At 68.4% G+C, this 20,729-nt stretch carries 21 protein-coding genes; 13 read left to right on the forward strand and 8 right to left on the reverse strand.

The window, feature by feature from the left end:
* Positions 1-50: 50 nt before the first annotated feature.
* From ccsA to ccmA, 3 genes are all read right to left on the reverse strand, one after another.
* Positions 51-752, reverse strand: coding sequence for a cytochrome c biogenesis protein CcsA (ccsA, locus tag VI056_15060; protein HEY6204340.1), 702 nt, complete (start codon positions 750-752; stop codon positions 51-53).
* Positions 749-1,417, reverse strand: coding sequence for a heme exporter protein CcmB (locus VI056_15065; GenBank protein ID HEY6204341.1), 669 nt, complete (start codon positions 1,415-1,417; stop codon positions 749-751). The genes ccsA and VI056_15065 overlap by 4 nt, the downstream gene beginning before the upstream one ends.
* A gap of 72 nt (positions 1,418-1,489) precedes the next feature.
* On the reverse strand, positions 1,490-2,110 hold the full coding sequence (gene ccmA / locus VI056_15070) for a heme ABC exporter ATP-binding protein CcmA (GenBank protein ID HEY6204342.1): 621 nt from the start codon (positions 2,108-2,110) through the stop codon (positions 1,490-1,492).
* A gap of 7 nt (positions 2,111-2,117) precedes the next feature.
* Here ccmA and VI056_15075 point away from each other — a divergent pair, with 7 nt between their 5' ends.
* From VI056_15075 to VI056_15095, 5 genes are all read left to right on the forward strand, one after another.
* Positions 2,118-2,492: a cytochrome c gene (locus VI056_15075; protein HEY6204343.1), complete on the forward strand. Its 375-nt coding sequence runs from the start codon at positions 2,118-2,120 to the stop codon at positions 2,490-2,492.
* Between the two features lie 3 nt (positions 2,493-2,495).
* Positions 2,496-3,089 (forward strand): RNA polymerase sigma factor, encoded by a 594-nt coding sequence (locus tag VI056_15080; GenBank protein ID HEY6204344.1) that lies wholly within the window; start codon positions 2,496-2,498, stop codon positions 3,087-3,089.
* A complete protein-coding gene (locus tag VI056_15085) occupies positions 3,086-3,826 on the forward strand; it encodes a DUF5667 domain-containing protein (GenBank protein HEY6204345.1) in 741 nt (246 codons plus the stop codon). Before VI056_15080 ends, VI056_15085 begins: the two co-directional genes overlap by 4 nt.
* Positions 3,827-4,178: 352 nt before the next feature.
* Positions 4,179-4,565 (forward strand): response regulator, encoded by a 387-nt coding sequence (locus VI056_15090; protein ID HEY6204346.1) that lies wholly within the window; start codon positions 4,179-4,181, stop codon positions 4,563-4,565.
* A gap of 9 nt (positions 4,566-4,574) precedes the next feature.
* A complete protein-coding gene (locus VI056_15095) occupies positions 4,575-7,880 on the forward strand; it encodes an AAA family ATPase (protein ID HEY6204347.1) in 3,306 nt (1,101 codons plus the stop codon).
* On the opposite strand, the gene dxs is transcribed toward VI056_15095, so the two are convergent.
* Positions 7,877-9,775, reverse strand: a complete 1,899-nt coding sequence (gene dxs, locus VI056_15100) for a 1-deoxy-D-xylulose-5-phosphate synthase (GenBank protein HEY6204348.1) — start codon at positions 9,773-9,775, stop codon at positions 7,877-7,879. The two genes, VI056_15095 and dxs, sit on opposite strands and share 4 nt — an antisense overlap.
* Before the next feature lie 20 nt (positions 9,776-9,795).
* On the opposite strand from dxs, the gene VI056_15105 reads away from it, so the two are divergent.
* The gene (locus tag VI056_15105) at positions 9,796-10,518 is read left to right on the forward strand and encodes an SDR family NAD(P)-dependent oxidoreductase (GenBank protein HEY6204349.1); all 723 of its coding nucleotides are present in this window, start codon (positions 9,796-9,798) and stop codon (positions 10,516-10,518) included.
* Positions 10,519-10,528: 10 nt separating this feature from the next.
* The gene (locus tag VI056_15110) at positions 10,529-10,981 is read left to right on the forward strand and encodes a DUF2269 family protein (protein HEY6204350.1); all 453 of its coding nucleotides are present in this window, start codon (positions 10,529-10,531) and stop codon (positions 10,979-10,981) included.
* Here the strand turns inward: VI056_15110 and VI056_15115 are convergent.
* A complete protein-coding gene (locus tag VI056_15115) occupies positions 10,962-11,573 on the reverse strand; it encodes an SGNH/GDSL hydrolase family protein (protein ID HEY6204351.1) in 612 nt (203 codons plus the stop codon). The genes VI056_15110 and VI056_15115 overlap by 20 nt on opposite strands.
* A gap of 52 nt (positions 11,574-11,625) precedes the next feature.
* Here VI056_15115 and VI056_15120 point away from each other — a divergent pair, with 52 nt between their 5' ends.
* Positions 11,626-12,948: an FAD-dependent oxidoreductase gene (locus VI056_15120; GenBank protein ID HEY6204352.1), complete on the forward strand. Its 1,323-nt coding sequence runs from the start codon at positions 11,626-11,628 to the stop codon at positions 12,946-12,948.
* A 16-nt stretch (positions 12,949-12,964) separates the two neighbouring features.
* Here the strand turns inward: VI056_15120 and VI056_15125 are convergent, their stop codons facing one another.
* The 3 genes from VI056_15125 to VI056_15135 form a co-directional block, all read right to left on the reverse strand.
* Positions 12,965-13,363, reverse strand: coding sequence for a response regulator (locus VI056_15125; protein ID HEY6204353.1), 399 nt, complete (start codon positions 13,361-13,363; stop codon positions 12,965-12,967).
* Between the two features lie 141 nt (positions 13,364-13,504).
* Positions 13,505-13,897: a response regulator gene (locus VI056_15130; GenBank protein HEY6204354.1), complete on the reverse strand. Its 393-nt coding sequence runs from the start codon at positions 13,895-13,897 to the stop codon at positions 13,505-13,507.
* A complete protein-coding gene (locus VI056_15135) occupies positions 13,897-15,618 on the reverse strand; it encodes an NYN domain-containing protein (protein HEY6204355.1) in 1,722 nt (573 codons plus the stop codon). The genes VI056_15130 and VI056_15135 overlap by 1 nt, the downstream gene beginning before the upstream one ends.
* Before the next feature lie 300 nt (positions 15,619-15,918).
* Here VI056_15135 and VI056_15140 point away from each other — a divergent pair, with 300 nt between their 5' ends.
* From VI056_15140 to VI056_15160, 5 genes are all read left to right on the forward strand, one after another.
* Complete coding sequence (locus VI056_15140; GenBank protein HEY6204356.1) at positions 15,919-17,355, forward strand: TldD/PmbA family protein; 1,437 nt, start codon at positions 15,919-15,921, stop codon at positions 17,353-17,355.
* A complete protein-coding gene (locus VI056_15145) occupies positions 17,352-18,716 on the forward strand; it encodes a TldD/PmbA family protein (GenBank protein ID HEY6204357.1) in 1,365 nt (454 codons plus the stop codon). The genes VI056_15140 and VI056_15145 overlap by 4 nt, the downstream gene beginning before the upstream one ends.
* A 124-nt stretch (positions 18,717-18,840) precedes the next feature.
* Positions 18,841-19,584 (forward strand): hypothetical protein, encoded by a 744-nt coding sequence (locus VI056_15150; protein HEY6204358.1) that lies wholly within the window; start codon positions 18,841-18,843, stop codon positions 19,582-19,584.
* A 72-nt stretch (positions 19,585-19,656) separates the two neighbouring features.
* Positions 19,657-20,211 carry a hypothetical protein gene (locus tag VI056_15155; protein ID HEY6204359.1) on the forward strand — a complete coding sequence of 185 codons (555 nt, stop codon included), beginning with the start codon at positions 19,657-19,659 and terminating at the stop codon, positions 20,209-20,211.
* Between the two features lie 97 nt (positions 20,212-20,308).
* The gene (locus tag VI056_15160; protein HEY6204360.1) at positions 20,309-20,716 is read left to right on the forward strand and encodes a cytochrome c; all 408 of its coding nucleotides are present in this window, start codon (positions 20,309-20,311) and stop codon (positions 20,714-20,716) included.
* The last annotated feature ends 13 nt before the right edge of the window (positions 20,717-20,729 follow it).

The following is a 20,729-nucleotide window of genomic DNA, read 5'->3' on the forward strand; positions in this document are numbered from 1 at the left end:
GCCGCCCCACACGAGGGCGTACGCCGCGACGATGAAGCCGAGGTTCTCCGTCACGCGCGGGCCTCGAATATCCGGCGCTGGCGGTCGAGCTCGATCGACATCCGTTCGGCAAGGAACGCGAAGTACACGAGCGTGAACGCGATGACGCAGATGCCGAGCGTCATGCCCATCGCCGCGTCGAGCGCCGGGCTGCCGCCGGCGCGAAGCACCGTGGGGAGCTGATGGAGCGAGTTCATCCAGAGCACCGACAGATGCACGATCGGGATATCGATGACCGCGATGACACCGAGCACCGCCGCGCGCGTCGCGCGCCGCGAGAAATCGGTCGAGAGCGACCGCAGCAGCAGATAGCCGACATACATCATGAACATGACCGCCGTCGTCACGAGGCGCGGATCCCACGTCCACCACACGCCCCACGTCGGCTTCGCCCAGATGGATCCCGCGACGATGAACATGCCGGTGAAGAGGACGCCGACCTCCGCTGAAGCGACCGCAAGCGCGTCGAACCATGGGCGTTTCGTCCATAGCCAGCCGAGGCTCGCGAGGAAGACCACGAAGAACGCGAGATAGGCGAGCCAGGCGAGCGGGACGTGCACGTAGATGATCCGGTACACGTCGCCCTGCACCGCGTCGGTCGGCGCCCACACGAGCGCCATGAAGGTCGCGACGAGCGAGCCGGCGATGGCGAGTCGACCCAGCCAGGGCCGGACGCGGATGGTGGGGAAGGGCGCCGCAGTCGTTTCGATCATTCGATGGCCGCAGGAACGATGGTAAGGCCGAGGACCCCGTAGACGAGCGCGAAGGCCGCGAGGATCCCGGCCCATCCGAGAGCGCCCGACGCGTCGCCGGTCATCGCCGCTGCCGCGCCTTGCGTGCATGCGACCAGCTGCGGCATGAGGATCGGGAACGAGAGGATCGGCACGAGCGCGACGCGCGCGCGCACGCGCAGCGTGAGAAGCGTCGTGAGAGCGATGACCGGTGGCAGCGCGAGGATGCCGAGAGCGCCGATGAGCACGAGGTGTCCGGGGAGCGCGACGCCCGGATCGAGGAGAACGAGCGAAAGGACGCCTGCCGCGAACCCGACGACCATTAGCACGACCCAGAGCGCGACGAGCTTTCCCGCATAGAGCGCGTCGCGCCCGCCATCCAGCACGAGGACCGCGTCGATCGCGTCGTCCTCGAGTTCGCGGTCGAACGACCGTGACGCCACCAGCGTCGCGGCGAAGAGGATCGCGATCCAGTAGAGGGCGCTCGCGACGCCGGGCTGGCGCGCCTGGCCCGGTCCGAACGCGAGACTCTCCATCAGCACGAGCAGGCCCGTGAACGTCAGCGCCGCGACGAGGCCGTCCGGATGTCGACGTTCGGCAGCGAGCTCGCGGGCCGCGACGAGCAGCGCGCGATCGAGCGCGTTCACAGGCTAGCGAGGACGAGGCCGGAAGCCGCAGCTTCCGGGTGAGGACGAGTGACGACTGTACGTGCGCTGCACCTATACCTCGCGCAGCGCGCCGTCGTCCAGGACGTAGCGGTGTGTCGCGTCCTGGTCGAGCTCGTGATGCATGTGTGTCGCCATGAGGACCGCTTGCCCTCGCACGAGCGCCGTGTTGATCGCGGCGCGCAGGCGGACGAGCGCGTCCGAGTCGAGGTCAGCGAACGGCTCGTCGAGCAGCACGAGCGGCATCTGCTCCGTTTCGATCCGCGCGAGCGACGCGCGCCGTCGCTGTCCCGCCGAGAGCCGCTCCACCGGGCGGTCCATCTCGGCGCCCAGGCCCCATTTGCGGAGCGCGTCCGCGACGTCGCTCGCGACGAGGCCGCGGAACGCGGCAAGGAACGCGAGGTTCTCGCGCGCGGTGAGGCCCCGAAGCAGCATCGGGCGATGGCCGATGAACAGCGGCGGGCCACCAGGCACGCTGCGACGGCCGCGCGCGAGTGGCGCGAGGCCCGCGAATGCGCGCAGCAGCGTGGTCTTGCCGGCGCCGTTCGGCCCGCGAAGGATCACGAGACCGGGCGCGAGCTCGAGCGATATCCCCCGAAGGATCGTCCGGTCGTCCAGGACGACCGTGACATCGTTGAGCGATGCGTTCTCGCGGTGTGACCCGTCCTGTGGCACGCGCCGCATGATGGGGCGGCTGCTATGCCTCTGCAGCCTCGCCATCGTCGTTGTCGCGATCGCCTGCGCGCCGGAGCCTCCTGCGACCGATCCGATAGCACGGGGCCGGCAGGTGTACCGCGCCCTGGGCTGCGCCAGCTGTCACGAGGGGAGTCTTTTCAACCTCTTCCGCCCCGTCGGGCCGCCCCTGGGTGAGATCGGGCTGGTCGGCCGGAAGCGCGTTCCCGGCGTCAGCGCCGAGGACTACATCCTCCAGTCGGTCACCGATCCGGGGGCCTTTGTGGTACCGGGGTACCCGGACTCCATGCCCAGGGGCCTCTCCAAGGACCTCTCAGCCGAGGATCTGGCCGCTCTGGTTGCCTATCTGGGCTCGTTGAAGTGACAGATGGCTCCTAACGACCCCCTCCCGCAGACCGTTACGCCTGGTGGAAAGGACGAGGATGCCGCGCTGGCCGTACGAGCCTCAAAGGGTGACCCGGCAGCGTTCGGAACGCTCTACGACCGGCATGTCAGCGCCGTCTACCGCTACGTGTACTACCGAGTGCGGGACGACGCCGAAGCGGAAGACCTCACCAGTGATGTGTTCATGAAGGCCCTGCGAGCGATCCCGCGTTACGAGCCGCGTCAGGCGTTCCTCGCCTGGCTCTACCGGATCGCGCGCAACGCCGTCATCGACAACGTCCGTCGCGGCGGCCGCCAGGTCTCATTCGAAGATGCGCTCCTGCACCCTGAGGTGCACAACGTGGTCGATCCCGACCTCGAGGTCCTCGCCGGGTCCGACAAGGACACGCTTCGCACCGCGCTCGGACAGCTCACGCCGCTCCAGCAGGAGGTCATCGTTCTGCGCTTCCTCGAGGGTTACTCGACCGACGAGATCGCGAAGCTCATCGGCAAGCGCGAGGGCACCGTGCGCGGGATCCAATTCCGCGCCCTCGGCGCGCTGCGACAGCTGATCCCTTCACGCGAGGCACTGGGTTGAGCGAGCGCCGGCTCCCCGAACCACGCCTTCGCGACGAGTTCCGTCGCGAGCTGCGCGCGCGCCTCATGCAGGAGGCCGCCGTCGCGCTCGCTCCGAAGCGCCGTGACACCGCATGGACGGCGTGGCTGCGTCCCGCGTTCGCCGCCGGTCTCGCCGCGTTGGTCTTGATCGTCGGCACCGGATCGGCTGCGGCGAACAGCCTCCCCGGCGATGCGGCCTTCCCGCTAAAGCGCGCGATCGAAGAGGTCCGCGTCGCGCTGACATTCGACGATGTCGAACGCGTCCGCGTGCTCGCAGAGCTCGCAGACCAGCGTCTGAGCGAGCTGGAGCAGGTCGCCAGTCGCGACGACAAGGCCCCTACCGCGTCGGACGAATACGCGCAGGCCGTGGCTCGTTTCCGCGCCGCGGTCGACGCCCTGCAGCAGGCCGCGCCGGAAGACAAGAGCGAGGCAGCGCAGGATGTCGCGGACGCCGCGCGCGACAAGCACGAGTTCGTGCTCGAGCAGCTGAAGGACCGCCTGTCGGAGAAGGCAAAGGACAACGTGGACCGCGCGACCGAGGAAGAGCAGCGCGACACGCCGCAGATCACCAAAGACAAAGACAAGAAAGACAAAGACAAGCAGGACAAGAAGGACAGGGGTGAGGAACAGGGCGTGCCCGGCACCAACAACGCCTCGCCGCGTGGCAGCGAGCGCACCAGCGCTCCGCGCACGTCGTCGCCGACGCGCCGTCCCTAGAGCTAACTAGGCGGAGGTCCCGCGCTTCGCGGCACCTCGCCGCGACGCGGTTCGCGTCGCAGATCGATCGCCGGTATAGGCCCGTGCGGTGGCCCAGGCTGCGGCGGTGGCACGGGCGGCAGATCCTCTTCCGCCGACTCGAAGCTCCAGCGCGCCACCGCACCGACACGACTTCCGATCCAACGGAACGCGGACGCGACAGCGCCGAGCACGCCTCCGCTCCTCATGCCCGTTTGCCAGAGCAGCGGGCATGCCAGGTGGCACGGCGGGTGCATGGAAGGGCGTTCATGTGCAGCTGTAAAGCCTGCGTCAGCAAACGCCTCTTCCTTCGCATCATGGCACTGCTCGTAGCGTGAGACGCGTCCTCGTCGCAGAGGACGAGCCGGATATCGCCGATGCACTGCGCCAGTCCCTGACCGAACGGCTCGATGTCGAGCTCGACATCGTCGCGAACGGAGCGTTGGTGATGGACTCTGTCGCGGCGCATCGTCCAGACCTTCTGATCCTCGACGTCGCTCTCCCCGGGCTGAGCGGGCTCGATGTGTTCGACCTGCTCCGCGGCGATCCGCGGCTGCAGGGCGTGCCCGTCCTCTTTCTCACCGGCCTTCCAGAGCGGGCTGAGACCGCGAAAGCGGCGACCGGCGTTCATGAGGTCCTCGCGAAGCCGTTCGATGTGAACGAGCTGGTCGCGCGTGCCGAGGACCTCATGGGGCGCAGCAAGAGCGAGGTCGCCGCCTAGAATCGCGGCGTGCCGCGCGCGCGATCATCACGAACACAGCGTAAGAGGTCGGCGCCCGCGATCACGCGGGCGTTCCTTTTTTCGGACCTCCGCGATTACACGAGCTTTGTCGAGGCGAAAGGCGACGCTGCCGCGGCGCGCCTTCTGAAGGACTACCGCACCCTCGTGCGCCGCGAAGTCGCAAGGCACGAGGGCGCGGAGGTGAAGACCGAGGGCGACTCCTTTTATGTCGTCTTCGAGGCGCCTTCGGCAGCTCTCGATTGTGCCGTTGAGATCCTGCGCGCCGCCGACATCCGGAACGGTCGAGATCCAACCTCGCCGCTCCGCATCGGCATCGGGCTCCACGCCGGAGAAACGATCGCCTACGACGACCAGTTCGTTGGCAGCGCCGTGAACATCGCGAGTCGGATCGCCGGCAGAGCCGGGGCCGGCGAGCTCCTGATCAGCGACACGCTGCGCGGTCTGGTGCGTACCAGCCGGAGCATCGGCATGTCCGACCGCGGCGCGCTGGACCTCAAGGGCGTGACCGAGCCGATCCGCGCGTGGATCGTCGATTGGCACGCGGCGCAGCCCGCGACCGCGGCGGACGAGGTGGCGCCTGGCCCGAGCCGCGAGCGGGCTCCGGCACCATCGGGCCAGTTCCTGTGTCCGGTCGTCGTCGGTCGCGTCGCGGAGTTCGGTCGTTTCGTGACTTCGTTGGCATCGGCAAAGGTGGGCAAGGGCCAGACGGTGGTGCTGGGCGGCGAAGCCGGCGTTGGGAAGAGTGCCTTCGTCCGCGGTGCGGACGAGCTGGCGACGGCGGACGGATTCCGCATCCTCATCGGACTTACTCACCAGTCCGACGCGGGACTGCCGTACGCCCCATTCATCTCCGCGGTCCGATCTGGCTTCCGTGGCCTCGACCGCGACGAGCTCGGTCGCGTGCTACAGCGCAGCGCACCTGACCTCGCTCAGCTCTTTCCCGAACTTGGCCGCCTTGGCGGGGCAGATGCTCCGACTGGGATCGAACGCCATCGTCTCGCCGTGGCATTCCAGCATCTGTTCCGCGCCTTCGCTCGCGAAGCTCCGGTGCTGCTGGTCCTCGAGGACATGCACTGGGCGGACGAGGCAAGCCTGGAGCTCGTGCGGCACGTGGCGCGGGAGCTGCGGGACGCTCGGGTCGTGATCCTCGCGACCTACCGAAGCGACGAGATGCACCGCCGCCATCCGCTGGTGCGCGCGCTCGCGGAGCTGCAGCGCGAGCGCGTGACCACCGAGATACTGCTGAAACGGCTCACCCCTGACGAGACCAGGGAGGTGATCCGCGCGACCTTCGCCCAGAGCGATCCGAACGTGAAGATCAGCGACGAGTTTCGTGACGCGATCCAGGCGCGCTCTGAGGGCAACCCGTTCTTCACCGAAGAGCTTCTCAAGGCGGTGGTCGAGTCCGGTGGCGTCTACTTCGACACGCAGTCCGGCTGGCAGCGGAAGCCGATCGACCAGCTGGAGATCCCGGGCTCGATCCGAGAAGCCGTCCGCTCGCGCATCGATCGCCTCGGCGATGAAGAGCGACAGACGCTCGCAGCGGCCAGCGTCGTCGGGCAGCGATTCGCCTTCGATGTCCTGCGCACGGTGCGCGGCGTCGATGACACCGCGCTCGAGACCCACATCCGCCAGCTCATCGACGAGCAGCTCGCGAACGAAGTCGACGGCGGACGTGACGAGTACGCGTTCCGCCATGCGCTCACGCGCGAGGTTGTTTACGACGATCTGCTCGTTCGGGAGCGCAAGCGTCTTCACCGCGCTGTCGCCGACGCGCTGTCGTCAGCGCGGGACACGCCGCCCGCGATCCTCGCGCATCACCTGCTCGAGGCCGGCGACCTCGCGCTCGCGGTTCCGGCGCTCGTAAAAGCCGGCGATCACGCGATGCGCGCGGATGCGCCGCGCGAGGCGGCCGCGCACTACGCGCGCGCGGTCGAGATCGGACTCCCCGAAGCAGAGCTCGCCTCGGTCATCGAGCGACAGGCGGAGGCATACCAGCCCTTCGACACAGCGCTGTCCATCAAGACAGCGCAGGAGGCGCTCGCCTTGTACCGGCAGCTCGGCGACCGCCGCGGGCAGTCACGGATGCTCCGCCTCGAAGGTCGCGGACACTTCTACGAGGCGCGGCAGGAGCTATCCGAGGAGCGAACGCGGGAGGCGATCGACGTTCTCGCGGGTGAGCCGTGCATCGAGCTCGCGCGCGCGACCGCCGCGCTGGCCGGACTGCTGATGACGCGGAGCGCTATGGTCGAAGCGATCCCTCTTGCCGAACGAGCGATCGACATGGGCGAGCGCGTCGGCGACGCGTGGACCCTCGCGAACGCGCTCATCACGCTGGGCAGCGCACTCCGTGGGCAGCCGGGTGTGCCATACCTCCGTCGCGGCCTGGACGTCGCACTGCGCGAAGGGGTCCACGAAGCCGCCCAGCGCGGGTACAACAACATCCAGATCTCACTGATCGAGCTCGCCGCGAGTGCGTCCGAGCGTTCCGCACTGGTCGCGGAAGGACTCGACCACGCGCGGCGGCACGGGCACGAGGAGGCTGGTCTCTCCTATCTCTTGTCGATCAAGAGCGGTCTCGAGTTCGGCTCCGGTGACTGGGACACGATGCTCGCGACCCTCGGCCGCATGCACGACGCTTCGGTGGTGTTCCGCTCGGCGCTGATCTACCGCGCGTGGGTCGCCGCGGCGCGCCGCGGTCCGGCCGCGGCTCTTCCGATATTCGCCGACCTCGCCGGCCGCACCACCGGAGACACGCTCGCGTTCATCGCCAGCAGAGCCGCAGTCGCCGCCGGCTTCGCCGAAGCCGACCGGCCCCTGGAAGCGGGCACGCAACTCGCGGCTCTCGCCGAGCTGATCGCTCCCTATCGCGTCGGCGCCGGAGAGCTCGACACGCCGCGCACGATCCTCGGCGGACCAGCGCTGAGCGACACGCTCATCGCCGCGATGGTCCTACGCGACCCACGCTGGATCGACATCGCCGAGGCCGAGATCAGGAGCGCGGCACTCGCCGCAGCCAACCGCAGCGCGGTCGCCGCCGCGCGCGCCGTGCTCGCGGGGGAGCCCGAAACGTGCCTCCGTGCGCTCGAGGCTCACTACCCGTTGTTCGCGCACGTCGGCTTCGCGGGCAATGCCCACAGGTTCGCGATCGCGTGCGTTCGTATCGCCTCGACCCGCGGGCTGGATCTCCGCGGCGTCGCCGAAGCAGGACCGCTCGCGACGCGGATCCGTTCGTTCGCAGAGCGCGCGGGTGCGAAGTGGTGGATCACGGTGCTGGAGGAAGCCGGCCTCTAGCCCGCGCTCTGCGTCGGCTCGTGCGACCGCACGAGCTGCGGCCAGCGCCCGCGTACCGCGGCGGCGATGCCCTCGGCGTCCAACCCGTAGTGGCGCCGCCAGAGCTTCTGCGCGCCGTGGTCCACGTGCTCGTCGGGGATGCCGAGCATCTCCAGCTCGACGCGCGCGCCACGCTCGTGCAGAAGCTCCGCAACGGCGGAACCGAAGCCACCCGCGACGACGTGCTCCTCGACGGTGACGAAACGCGGCGTGCGCGCGGCGAGCGCGAGAAACCGTTCGGCATCGAGCGGCTTCGCGAAGCGCGCGTTCACCACGGTGGCTTGCAGCCCTTCACGCGCGAGGATCTCAGCGGCCTCGACCGCGGCGTTCACCGGCTGCCCGTATGCCAGGATCACGATGTCATCGCCTTCGCGCAGCGTCTCGGCGACGCCGATGGGGATCTCGCGCGGCGACGCGGACATGGCGACGCCGAAACCGGTCCCGCGCGGGAAGCGGACGCCGACGGGGCCGCGCTGGGCCGCGGCGTGACGGTGAGCGGTCCACAGCATGTCGCGTAGCTCCGCCTCGTCCTTCGGCGCCATGAGCGTGAAGCCCGGCAGCGGTCGCAGGTACGCGATGTCGTAGAGGCCCTGGTGCGTGCGGCCGTCGTCGCCGACGATGCCGGCGCGGTCCATCGCGAAGACGACCGAAAGGTCCTGCACGGCGACGTCGTGCAGCACCTGGTCGAACCCGCGCTGAAGGAACGTCGAGTAGATCGCGACGATCGGGACGATGCCCTGCGTCGCAAGACCCGCGGCCATCGTCACCGCATGCTGCTCGCAGATGCCGACGTCGATGAGCCGCTGCGGGAACTCGGTGAACAGAGGCAGGAGACCGGTGCCGCCCGGCATCGCCGCGGTGATCGCGACCGTGTGGTCGTCGCTCTTCAGGATCTCGCGCACCGCGTCCGCGAAGACCGCCGTGTACTGCGGCGCTGTCGCTTTGGCAGATCCCGTCGCGGACACGCCGTGCCACTTCACGTTGTCGTCCTCGGCCGGCCCGTAGCCGTGTCCCTTCTGGGTGTGCACGTGCACGAACACCGGTCCGTCGCGGAAATCGCGCGCCTTCGCGAGGATGCTCTCGACCGCGAAGAGATCGTGGCCGTCGACCGGGCCGAAGTACGTGAACCCGAGCTGTTCGAACAGCAGATTCGGGATGAGCAGTGCTTTGAGGCTGTTGAAGATGCGGCGCCGCGCCTCCTCGGCGAGCTCGCCCGCGGGCAGATGGTCGAGTACCTGCCGGACGACGTGTTTCGCTCCCCGGTACGGGCTCGCGGTCCGGACGGCCTCCAGCATCCGCGAGACCGCGCCGACGTTCGGGGCGATGCTCATGCCGTTGTCGTTCAGCACGACGATCACGCGGCGGTGATCGTGCCCGACGTTGTTGAGGCCCTCGAACGCAAGGCCCGCGGTGAGCGCGCCGTCGCCGATGACGGCGACGACGCTGAAGTCCTCGCCTTTGATGTCACGCGCGAGCGCCATTCCGTGCGCCGCTGAGATCGACGTCCCAGCGTGGCCGGCACCGAACTGATCGTGCTCCGATTCCGTCCGCACGAGGAACCCGGAGATGCCGCCGAGCTGCCGCAGCGTGTCGAAGCGTTCGCGGCGACCGGTGAGCATCTTGTGCACGTAAGCCTGATGGCCGGTGTCCCACACCAGCTTGTCGCGCGGAGACTCGAAGACCCGATGGAGCGCCACCGTGAGCTCGACGGTGCCGAGGCTGGAGGAGAGGTGGCCACCGGTGCGCTGGACCATGTCGACCGTGTACTCGCGTATCTCGCGGCAGAGCTGCAGGAGCTCGTCCTTCGTGAGCACGCGAATGTCGCGCGGATCGTTGACGCGCTCGAGCACCGACATCGTGCCCATACTACGGGCGCGTGCTCGATCTTTCGTCTCACGCGGCGGTCATCACCGGCGCTACCGGAAATCTCGGACTCGCGGTCGTGCGCGCGTATCTCACACGTGGTACGCACGTCGCCGCCGCCGTTCGCGATGTCGCGAAGGGCAGGGCGCTCCGGTCCGCGCTGGCTGACGTCGCGGGCGACGACGCCGATCCGCGGCTACTCGTGATCGACGCCGATCCGGCCGACGCGACAGCGATGGACGCGCTCGTGGAGCAAGTGCTGCGCGCGTGGGGGCGGATCGACATCCTCAACAACCTCGCGGGTCTCTTCAAAAGCGGTCCGGCGCTCGATACCGGTCTCATGCGCGAGCTGTGGGACAGCAACGTCTTGACCGCGGTGACGGCCGGCGCGGCATGTCTACGCCCGATGCGCGCGCGTGGCTACGGCCGGGTGGTGAGCGTGTCCGCCCTCGGTGCGCTCAAGGGTGGACGCAACAACGCCGCGTATGCGATGTCGAAGAGCGCTCTCATCCGCTGGACGGAGTCTCTCGCGGCCGAAGTGAAGGGCGAGGGCATCACCGTCAACGCCGTCATGCCGACGACGATCGACCATCCCGTCAATCGCGCCCAGATGCCGAAGGCCGACCCCAAGCTCTGGCCGTCGCCCGAGGAAGTGGCGAACGTCATCCTCTTCCTCTCGTCGCGTGAGGCGAGCGGCGTGAACGGCGCGGCCATCCCGATCACCGCGCGCACGTAGGAGGTAGCCGATGGACTTCCAGCTCATCAAGTTCGTCCACGTGCTGCTCGCGATCGTCGCGGTCGGCTTCAACGCGTCCTACGGGATCTGGCTCGCGCGCTCCGCGAACGCGCCACAGGCGACGCAGAGCCACGTGCTGCGCACGATCAAGTTCCTCGACGACCGGATCGCGAATCCCGCCTATGGCCTTCTGCTGCTGACGGGCCTGTTGATGATCTTCAGCGCGGGTATCCCGGTGCGGCTGTGGATCGCGCTCGCGATCGCTCTCTGGCTCGTTCTCGTCGTCGTCGGCCTCGGTATGTACACGCCCACGCTCCGCGATCAGATCCGCGTGCTCGAGAGCGAAGGACTAGGTAGCGGCGAATACCAGCGTCTCGCCGCGCGCGGGCGCACCCTAGGGATCGTCCTGGGGATCATCGTGGTCGTGATCGTGTTCCTGATGGTCACAAAACCAGCGGGCTAGCGATGAGCCGGTCGCGGAGGGCCTCGGCCCACTCGGCGTAGGCGGCCGCGGACGGGTGCAGGCCGTCGGGCGCGATCATCCCGCGGCGCATCTGCTCGCGCATGAGCGGGAAGAGGTCGACATAGCTCGCGCCGGCGCGCACCGCCTCCTCGCGCGCGATGGCGTTGAAGCGCTCGATGCGCGCGGCGAGCGTGGCGGGCACGCCGAACGACGCGCCGGCGCGCGACAGCGACCAGTCCGGCTGCGGGAGCGCGTACACGGCGGCGTCCGGCGCTCCCGCGCGAACGTGTGCGTGGATCACGCGCAGACGCTCGCGATACCGGTCGTCCGCGGATGCGGCCACGATGTCGTTCGCGCCGATGAGGACTGTCACGAGAGTCGGCTGGAACTGCGCGACGAGAGGAAGCTCCTCCGCGATGAGATCGTCGGTGCGGTAGCCATTCACCGCGGGGTTGCGGAGCTCGACCGGCCGTCCGCGCTCCGCCCACATGCGTGTCAGGACAGCCGGGAACGAACGATCCGGCGTCGTGCCCGTTCCGATCGTGAACGAATCACCGAGGGCAAGCCAGCGCTCTGTCGACGGAATGCCGATGGAATGCTCCGCTGTTCTAGTCTGTGGAAGCTCTTCCCAGAAAGGACTCTTCTTGGCCGACTACGACCTCATCATCGTCGGCGGTGGCCCCGCCGGATTGACCGCCGGACTGTACGCCGCACGGGCGAACATGAGCGCCGTGCTGCTCGAGGGCAAGGACGTCGGCGGAGAGATCCTCAACACCGACCTGATCGAGGACTACCCGGGGTTCGAGTCGGTGACCGGAGCCGAGCTTGCCCAGAAGATGGCGGACCATGCACGCAAATTCGGTCTCAAGATCGAGACCTACGCGCGCGTCAAGCAGATCCGCGTCGACGGCGACCGGAAGGTCGTCGAGCTCGAGGACGGCACCATCCACCGCGCGTACGTGGTCATCGTCACCGTGGGCGGCGAGCCCACGAAGCTCGGCGTTCCCGGCGAAGCCGAGTACCACGGCCGTGGGGTCTCCTACTGCGCAGTGTGCGACGGCGCCTTCTTCAAGGGGAACGATCTCGCGGTCGTCGGCGGCGGCGACAGCGCGTTCCAGGAGGGTCTCTTCCTCACGCGCTTCGCGAAGAACCTGCACGTCGTGCACCGGCGCAGCGAGTTCAAGGCGCAGGCGATCCTGCAGGACCGTCTGCTCGCAAAGGATCTGGTCCACGCCGTGACTCCGGCGACGGTCAAGGAGATCGGCGGCGACGGCACAGCCGTGCGGTGGATGGACGTCGAACGCGCCGGAAAGGTCGAGCGCATCCCGGTCGAAGGCGTGTTCATCTTCATCGGCTTCAAGCCGGTCGGCCGCGAGCTCTTCAAGGATCACATCGACCACGACAAGAACGGCTACCTCATCACCGACCAGTACATGCAGACGAGCATTCCCGGCGTGTATGCCGCGGGCGACACGCGCGCGCAGCTCGCAAAACAGATCACGACCGCGGTCGGTGACGCGACGACGGCGGTGCTCCATGCGGAGCGTTACATCGAGGAGCTGAAGGACATGGAGCGCGTCTTCCCCCAGGCCCCGCGCGAGGTCGTGGCCGAGACGGCAACGCATATGCGGATCCTCACGTTCCCGCCGGGCGCGGCGGTCATCCGCGAAGGAGAGCGATCGGATCGGTTTTACGTCATCGCGAAGGGCGAGGCCGTCGTCGTCCAGCGCGGTCCGGATGGTGCCGAGCGCACCTTGAACACGCTGCACACCGGCGACTACTTCGGCGAGGTCGGGCTCCTGAGCGGGCACAAGCGCAACGCGACCGTTCGAGCCAAGACATCCCTTGAGGTCCTCGCGCTCGAGGACGACGCCTTCCGAAAGCTCGTGGCGAGCTCGCAAGCCACGGGTGATGAGATCGCCCGCGTCGCCGGATCGCGTCGCCACGAGGACGGGGCCGCCGACTAGGCCGCGATCGCGCGGGCTAGGCCGCGATCGGCGGAGCGAGCGCCTTCACGCTGGCGATGAGCTCGTTCAGGTCGAAGGGCTTCTGCAGCACGTTCCGGATGCCCCGCTTGCGGAACTCGGCCCCGTTCTCCTTCGACACCGCTGTCTCGAACATGACCGGCACACTGCGGAGCCGCTCGTCCCGGTGCAGGCGGTCGTACAGCTCGAGGCCGCTCATTCCCGGAAGGCCGACGTCGAGGACGAGGAGATCCGGCTTCACCTGCTCCATCGCATGCAGTGCATCGGTGGGCCGCGTCACATGGATCGCGTGATAACCCTCTTCGTCGTTGATCACGCCCGCAAGCAACTCGCCGATCGGCCTGTCGTCCTCGACGACGATGACGATCCGCGTGCGCGCGTGACCGCTTGCAACCATGCCTTCAAGGCTGCGCACGGCGTGCCACGCCCTGGGATCGCTACGCCGGTAGTGCGTGGTTACTGCAACGGTCGTGTATCGGCGGACAGGGACACTTTGCGCGCGGCGATCATCTCAGCACGAAGATGGCGTGTTTTCGAGTTATCGGTCTTTATGCGTGCGCTTAGCGTGCGGGGGCAGATATTGATCGATCACGGCGCGGAGCTGCTCCGGGTAATACGGCTTCGCGAGGAATCCATCGCACCCCGCGGCGATCGCGCGCTCACGATCCGGTGGTGTCGCGGACGCCGAGACAGCGACCATCCGCAGGTCTTTGCCCCACGTCTCTCTGCGCACAGCGCGCGCGAACGCGTAGCCATCGAGCCGCGGAATGTGCAAGTCGAGGAGGATCAGCTGTGGATGCGTCGCCTGCGCGACCGCGAACGCGGTCTCGCCGTCCATCGTCGTGATGGGCTCGTGGCGGGCCAGCCGCACGATGCGGAGTGCGAGGTCCATGCTCGATGCGTCATCTTCGACGATGAGGATGCGGGCCATCAGTCGGCTGCTTCCGTCCCCGTTCCCGCGGCCGTCGTCTTGTTGCGCCCGCGTCCACCGCGACGCCTTCCGCCGCGCGACCCGCGTCGCGTGCGCTTGCGTGGCAGGGCAGGCGTTCCGTTCGTAACTGGACCACTCGCCGGCGCCGCTAGCGCTGGCGCGGGCTCGCCCTCGTCCTGGTCGTCGGTCTCCGACGCGGCAGTAGTCACCGTCACGACGCGCTCGACAGCATCGCCGTTCAGGCCGCCAAATTCTCCGAGGACGGTACGCGCTTCCGGGTGGTCGCGTGTGACGACGAAGCCGGCCTTCTTGCCGTGGTCCTCGGGCTTCATGATCCCGCGCTCCACGGCGCTGCGGATGTTCGACTCGAGCGCGTCGCCCTCCACTCGCGACAGGAGCTCCGCGAACAATGCGGCATTGACCCAGTCCGCGCGGTCGCCGCGTGCACGTGTCGTGCTGACGAAGTTGAAGAGGTGCGCGATCGCAGCAGCCGGCTGACGTGCGTACATGACGAGCGGATGGTCATCGACGAGCCAGCACATCGTGATCTCGCGCCCATCGCGCTGGACCGACTCGCTCTGGATCGCGCCGCGCTCCTCGGCGATGTTGAAGAGCGTCTCCAGCAGAACGCGACGCTGCGTCCGACCACGCGCGATACCGCCCGGCTGGTCCGCGCGCGAGAGCGGATCGAGGACGGCCTCGACGACCGGTACGCGCTTGGTGTCTTTCGTGACGGTGTTGATGCGACGGAGGAGGCGCACGAAGTGGAAGTAGGTCTCAGCGACGAGCGGGGAGCTGAAGTTCGGCGAGAGCAGCTGCTTCGCCTTTGCGCGCATGCGGCCCTCGAGCTTCGCCTCGATGTGGTGCTGTTCGATCGCCGCGTCGATCCTCTCCTCGAGGACGCTGGACGCTTCCTTCTCGGAGAGCGGCACGACCGAGCGGACGAAGTCGCCGCGGGCCATCGATGAGGCATGAGTCGCCACCAGCTGGTCGAGCAGGAGGACCGCGAGTCGCCGCTGTTCCTTATCGGATTCGGGCGCCGCGGTGGGAACGACGGCCGGCACGACCGGCGGCGTTGCTCGTATCGCGCGCCCTCCGCCACCGCGGCCGCTGCCGCCCCGCCGAGCGCGCGTACGCGCAGCGGCGGGCTCTTCGGGACGCCGCTCTTCCTTCCCGAACTGCGTGTCGTCGGCGCGCAGGCCTCCGCGAGTCCAGCGGGCCTCGGGTATCAGGTCCTCGAGCAGGAACACGTCGTCGCGAAGGTGCGGGGACTCACGGAGCTCGTTGGCGAGAGAAAGATCGCCCGCGACGAGATAGACCTTCTTGTCTTCGTCCTTGAGCGCCTTGCACAGGGCGTTGAGATCGCGGTCACCGGAAACGATGAACCAGACCTCGATGTCCGGACGATCCTTGTAGAGGAGCTTCATCGCGCGCGTGATCAGGACCGCGTCGGACCGGCCTTTGAGGAGCCGGCCGCTCATGCGCTGCGCCACCGGGATCGGCTCCATGCCGGTGAACTCGAGCGCCATGAGCAGCGTCTCGTCCTGCATCGCGACCTCCTGTCCGAAGATCGCGAGCTTCACGCGGACGGGGCCGAATTCGGCGGCTTTCTTGAGGATCGCCTGCAGGATCGCGAGTGATGACGGCAGCGGTCCTGTGGTGTGCTGCCGCAGCGTGTAGTAGACGTTCTCCCAGTCAATGAGGAGAGCGACGTCGGGCAAAGGGGTTCTCCTATGGAGCGCACACGCCGCCCGACCCGTTCGCGGACCCCTCCCGGAGTCACGCGCTAGTTGCTCACCCTCGTCCCAAACGCTCCTTGGCTCACGAGATCCGTGATGCCGAGGCGCGGCCGGTACGCGAGCGCGTCCCTCACGAACGCATTGGTCGTCGCGCGCGCCGTTTTGTTCTGATCCGAAGTGTACCCGAGAGGACCACGGGTCCGCACTCTGTAATCGGGCAGCTCCTGCTGCCCTCATCTGTTTGGCGTGTGGCCTTCGGCCACGCCACAGTAATCTTCGCCGGTGCCCGAGCGCGACTCCCAGCTGTCGGATCTCGTGGAGCTCGGCGCGCGGCGGGGCGCGGCTTACGCCGACGCGCGGCACGTCGAGCGCGAATTCGAGGCCGTCTCCGTGCGCGATGGCGAGGTCGAATCGGTCACGCGATCGGGTGATCGCGGCATCGGCTTCCGAGTCGTGCACCGGGGCGCGTGGGGCTTCGCCGCGACCGATCGCGTCGACGAGTCGTCGCTCCGCACCATCGTTGACGAGGCCTTTGCGCGTGCCGAGGCCGCGGCGAGCACACGGACGCGCCAGGTGACGCTCGCGCCGGTCGCACCGCAGCGCGGCGAGTACCGGACCACGCTCGAGCGTGATCCGTTCGCCGTCCCGGTAGCCGAGCGGATCGCGCTGCTGCGGGCCGCCGACGCCAACCTGAAAGGTCCGCATGCGGTGTCGCGCCGCGGGAGTATCGCCGCGTACCGCACGCGCAAGCATCTCGTGACCAGCGAGGGCACCGACGTGCGGCAGGAGATCGTCGAGTCCGGCGCCGGCGTGAGCGTCACGGCGGTGAAAGCCGGCGCGAAGCCGGCGCAGCGCTACGACGGCCGCCTCACGCGCCAGGCCGGGTGGGAGTTCATCGAGCACCTCGATCTCGCCGGCCGTGCCGCCCGCTATCGCGACGACGCCGAGGCGATGCTCGACGCGCCGCTTGCCGCGGAGCGCCCCACGACGCTCGTCTTCACGCCCGAGTTCCTCGCCCTGCTCGTGCACGAGTCCTGCGGTCATCCGACCGAGGCCGACCGCGTGCTCGAGTACGAGGTCGCGTTCGCGGGCACGACCTTCATGTGGCCGAAGGATCGCGGCGCGCTCCGCTACGGTTCTGAGCACGTGTCGATGACCGCCGACGCGACGGTCCCCGGCGGCATGGGCACGTTCGGGTGGGACGACGACGGCGTCCCGGCGATGCGCACGAAGCTCATCGACCGCGGCACGTTCGTGGGCTATCTCACGTCGCGTGAAACGGCGGCCGCGCTCGGCGTGCCGGTCGCGATCGGATCCGCGCGCGCCGAGGGCTGGCAGCACTTTCCCATCGTGCGCATGGTGAACGTCAGCCTGGACCCCGGGAGGCAGAGCTACGACGCGCTCATCAAAGGGGTGGCGGAAGGCCTGCTGATGGAGTCGCCCGCCTCGTATTCGCTCGACGACAAACGCCAGAACTTCCACTTCTCGACGCAGTCCGCGCGCGTGATCCGGAACGGTGTGCTCGAGGGCTACGCGCGCGGCGTCTCGTTCCAGTCGCTGACTCCCGCGTTCTGGGGACGCTGCGACGGCGTCGCCGACGACTGGGAGCTGCACGGCTTCCTCTCGTGTGCCAAGGGCGAGCCGCTGCAGCTCATGCGCGTCGGGCACGGCGCCGCGCACGCACGCTTTCGCGACGTGCCGATCGAGGTCCGCGGATGACCGCACGCGGCCGCGACGCGATGCTCGCGCCGCTCCAGGACGCGCTGCGCGACGCGAAGGGCGACGAGGCCGAGCTGTGGGTCCATCGCCGCCGCTCGGCGATCACCCGGTACGCGAAGAACGAGATCCACCAGAACGCCGTCGCCGACGAGACGCACGCGCAGGCTCGAGTCATCGTCGGAAAGGCCATGGGGATCGCGAGCGGGAACTCGCTCGACCCCGCTGAGCTGCGGCGTCTCGTTGGCGACGCCGCCGCGGCAGCGCGCGAGAGCGCACCGAACGCCGAGTGGCCCGGCCTCTCCGAGCCCGGCCCGGCGTCGGAGCCGAGGTCGTATGACGCCGACACCGCACGAGCGGATGCGGCGGACCAGGCCGATGCGATCAAGCGCATCACCGCCGCGGCGAAGGCGCGTGGCTTCCGGGCCGCAGGCACGCACCAGATCGAGCTCACTGAGGATTCGCTCGCGAACACGAACGGCGTCGGGAGGTATGCGCCGAGCACGATGGCCTACCTGCGGGCGCTGGTCACGAGCGACACCGGGACGGGTTGGGCGGAGGATCTCGGCTGGAGCACACGCTCGCTCGATGCCGACGGCGTGGCAGCACGCGCGATCGAGAAGGCCGCGCTCAATCGGGACCGCACGCAGCTCCCGCCGGGCGACTACGAAGCGGTGTTCGAGGAGCTCGCGGTCGCGGAGGTCCTGCGTTTCATGTCCTTGACCGGGCTCACCGGGCTGACGCTCAAGGACGGCCGCTCGTTCATGAAGGACCGGTTCGGTGAGCAGGTGACAGGTCAGCGCTTCTCGCTGTGGGACGACGGGCTCGACGACCGAACGCTCGCGATCCCTTTCGACGTCGAGGGCACACCCAGGCAACGCGTCGCACTGGTCGAGACCGGCGTCGCGAAGGGCGTCGTCCATGACCGTCAGTCCGCGAAGTGGTTCAACACGCGTTCCACCGGGCACGCAGCGGATCCGCGGCGTTACGGAGTCGGCGGCCATGCTGGAAATCTGACGATGGCCGGCGGCGACGCGAAGCGCGAGCAGCTGATCCGCGCGGTGAAGCGCGGCGTGCTCATCACCCGCTTCCACTACACGAACACGCCCGACCCCAAGCGTGCGACGATGACGGGGACCACACGCGACGGCACGTTCCTCATCGAAGACGGCCGCATCACGCGCGCCCTTGCGAACGTCCGGTACACCATGAGCGCGCTCGACCTGTTCGCGGGCATCGACCTGCTGGGGCCGCAGCGGCTCGCGCGCGACTGGTGGTCGTCCAACGGGATGGGCTCGATCGTGTGCCTCTGCCCGCCGATGAAGGTGTCGCGCGCGACCATCACTGGCTCGAGCCCGATCTAACGCTCGGCCGTTACTCACTCGCCACGGCCTCGTTGCGGAAGCGCATGACTGGGCTCTAACGCGGCGAGCAGTCGGGCTCCGCGAATGCTCGTACGGCGTCGATTTCCGAGAAGAGGTGTTGACCATGGACGCGATGCTTACCGCATTCCTTCTCGCACTGCCATCGATCGTCGGCGCGCTCCTGCTGCTCGTCATCGGCTGGATCGTCGCCGGCATCGTGGGCGGACTCGTCACGCGACTGCTCCGCAAGGTCGGTCTGGACACGCTCGCCACGAAGGCGGGCATCACCGCCTTCCTGCAACGCGCCAAGATGAAGCTCGACGCCGCCGGACTCGTCGGCGGCATCATCACCTGGTACGTGCGCCTCATCTTCGTGATCATGGCCGCGAACGCGGTCGGGATCACCGCGGTGAGCTCGGTGCTCAACCAGATCATCGGGTTCATTCCGAACCTGCTGGTCGCCCTGTTCATCCTCGGCGTGTTCGCGTGGCTCGCGGGCGTGACCCGCAATCTCGTCAGCGGTGCCGCTGAGAGTGCCGGCGTGCAGAACTCCGGTGCGCTCGCGATGCTCGCATACGCCACAGTGCTCGGCTTCGGCATCGTCGCGGCCGCATCGCAGATCGGCGTCGCCGCGACGCTGATCAACATCCTGTTCACCGGCGTCGTCGCGGCCGTCGCGCTCGCGTTCGCTCTGGCTTTCGGGCTCGGAGGTCGCGATGAGGCCGCGAGGATCCTCCGTGACATGCGGGTCCAGGCGACTTCCGCCACGGAGCGGGTGGACACAGCCGCAGTGCCGGCTGGTGACGGCCACCCAGAATCGATCGCCGCGGAGCGAATGCGCCGCGACGAGCTCATGCGGAGGAGCTGATCGACACAGCGCGCGAGTGGACCGGCAGCGTTGGGCTTGCCGGTCCACTCGGCGCTAGCATCCATGGCGCCCATGCGCCGCGGCGCGATCGTCCTGAGCGCGACGGTCCTCGTGAACTGCGGCGGGGCCGCGTCTATCAACAGCGAGCCAAGTCGGGTTATCGCGCTCGACATGAGCGACTTCTTCTTCTCTCCAGCGGTGGCAGAAGTGCGCCCCGGCGAGCGCATCACGTTCGCGCTGAGGAACTTCGGGCTCTACGAGCATGAATTCATGGCCGGGCGCGAAGCTGTGCCGGGGAAGGGCTACGCCGCGGACTGGCTCGCGGCGGGAAGCGCGGACGCCGCAAGCGGTCACGAGATGGGTCACCCGGGCCTCGGCGTCCGCGTCGCCCCGAATGGGACGGCGACGGTCACGGTCGTCGTGCCGGCGGATGTCGGCGAGTTCGAGTTCGGCTGCTTCATCGCGGGGCATTACGAGAGCGGCATGAAGGGGAAGCTCGTCGTGGTGTCGAATCGCGGTCCTGTTACGCCGGCGACCGGCGCGCCCTCGAAGAGCGGGGCACCCACGCCGAGCGCGACGCTCCATCCGATGGGATCGATGGGGGCTGACGACGGCGAAGGCCATTAGCGCCGGATGCCGCGATGACTGAGCTGTCGCTCCCGTTCCTGGACGTTCGCTGAGCCGCTCGACCATCGCGGGTTTCGGAGCCGGACTGGGTCTCATCGTGCTTTTTGGCGGTCTCTGGCTGAGCCTGGGCTCGCCGATCACGTGGCCGAGCGCGGTGCGCTTGGCGCTACAGGAGCGGCGAGGAGAGCAGATCTACAACGCCAACTGCCTCAGCTGTCACCTCGGTCCGACCGGTGGGACCATCGAGGACGACCCGCCCCGTCATAACGCCAACGGGCATACCTGGCACCACCCGGATTGCGCGCTGAGACGGATGGTCCGCGAGGGTTCGGCCGGGATATCCGAAGTCGGCAGGCCGGCCGTGCCGATGCAGCCATTCAAAGATCGCCTGTCGTCCGAGGACATCGATGCCGTGCTCGCGTATATCAAGACGATGTGGCTGCCTTGGCAGCAGCAGGCCCAGGCGACTTTCACGCACGAGATGTGCTTCGAAACTGGCGCCTGAGCGCTTCGTGCGG

The sequence above is a fragment of the Candidatus Limnocylindria bacterium genome (assembly GCA_036523395.1).
Taxonomy (GTDB): Bacteria; Chloroflexota; Limnocylindria; order P2-11E; family P2-11E; genus CF-39.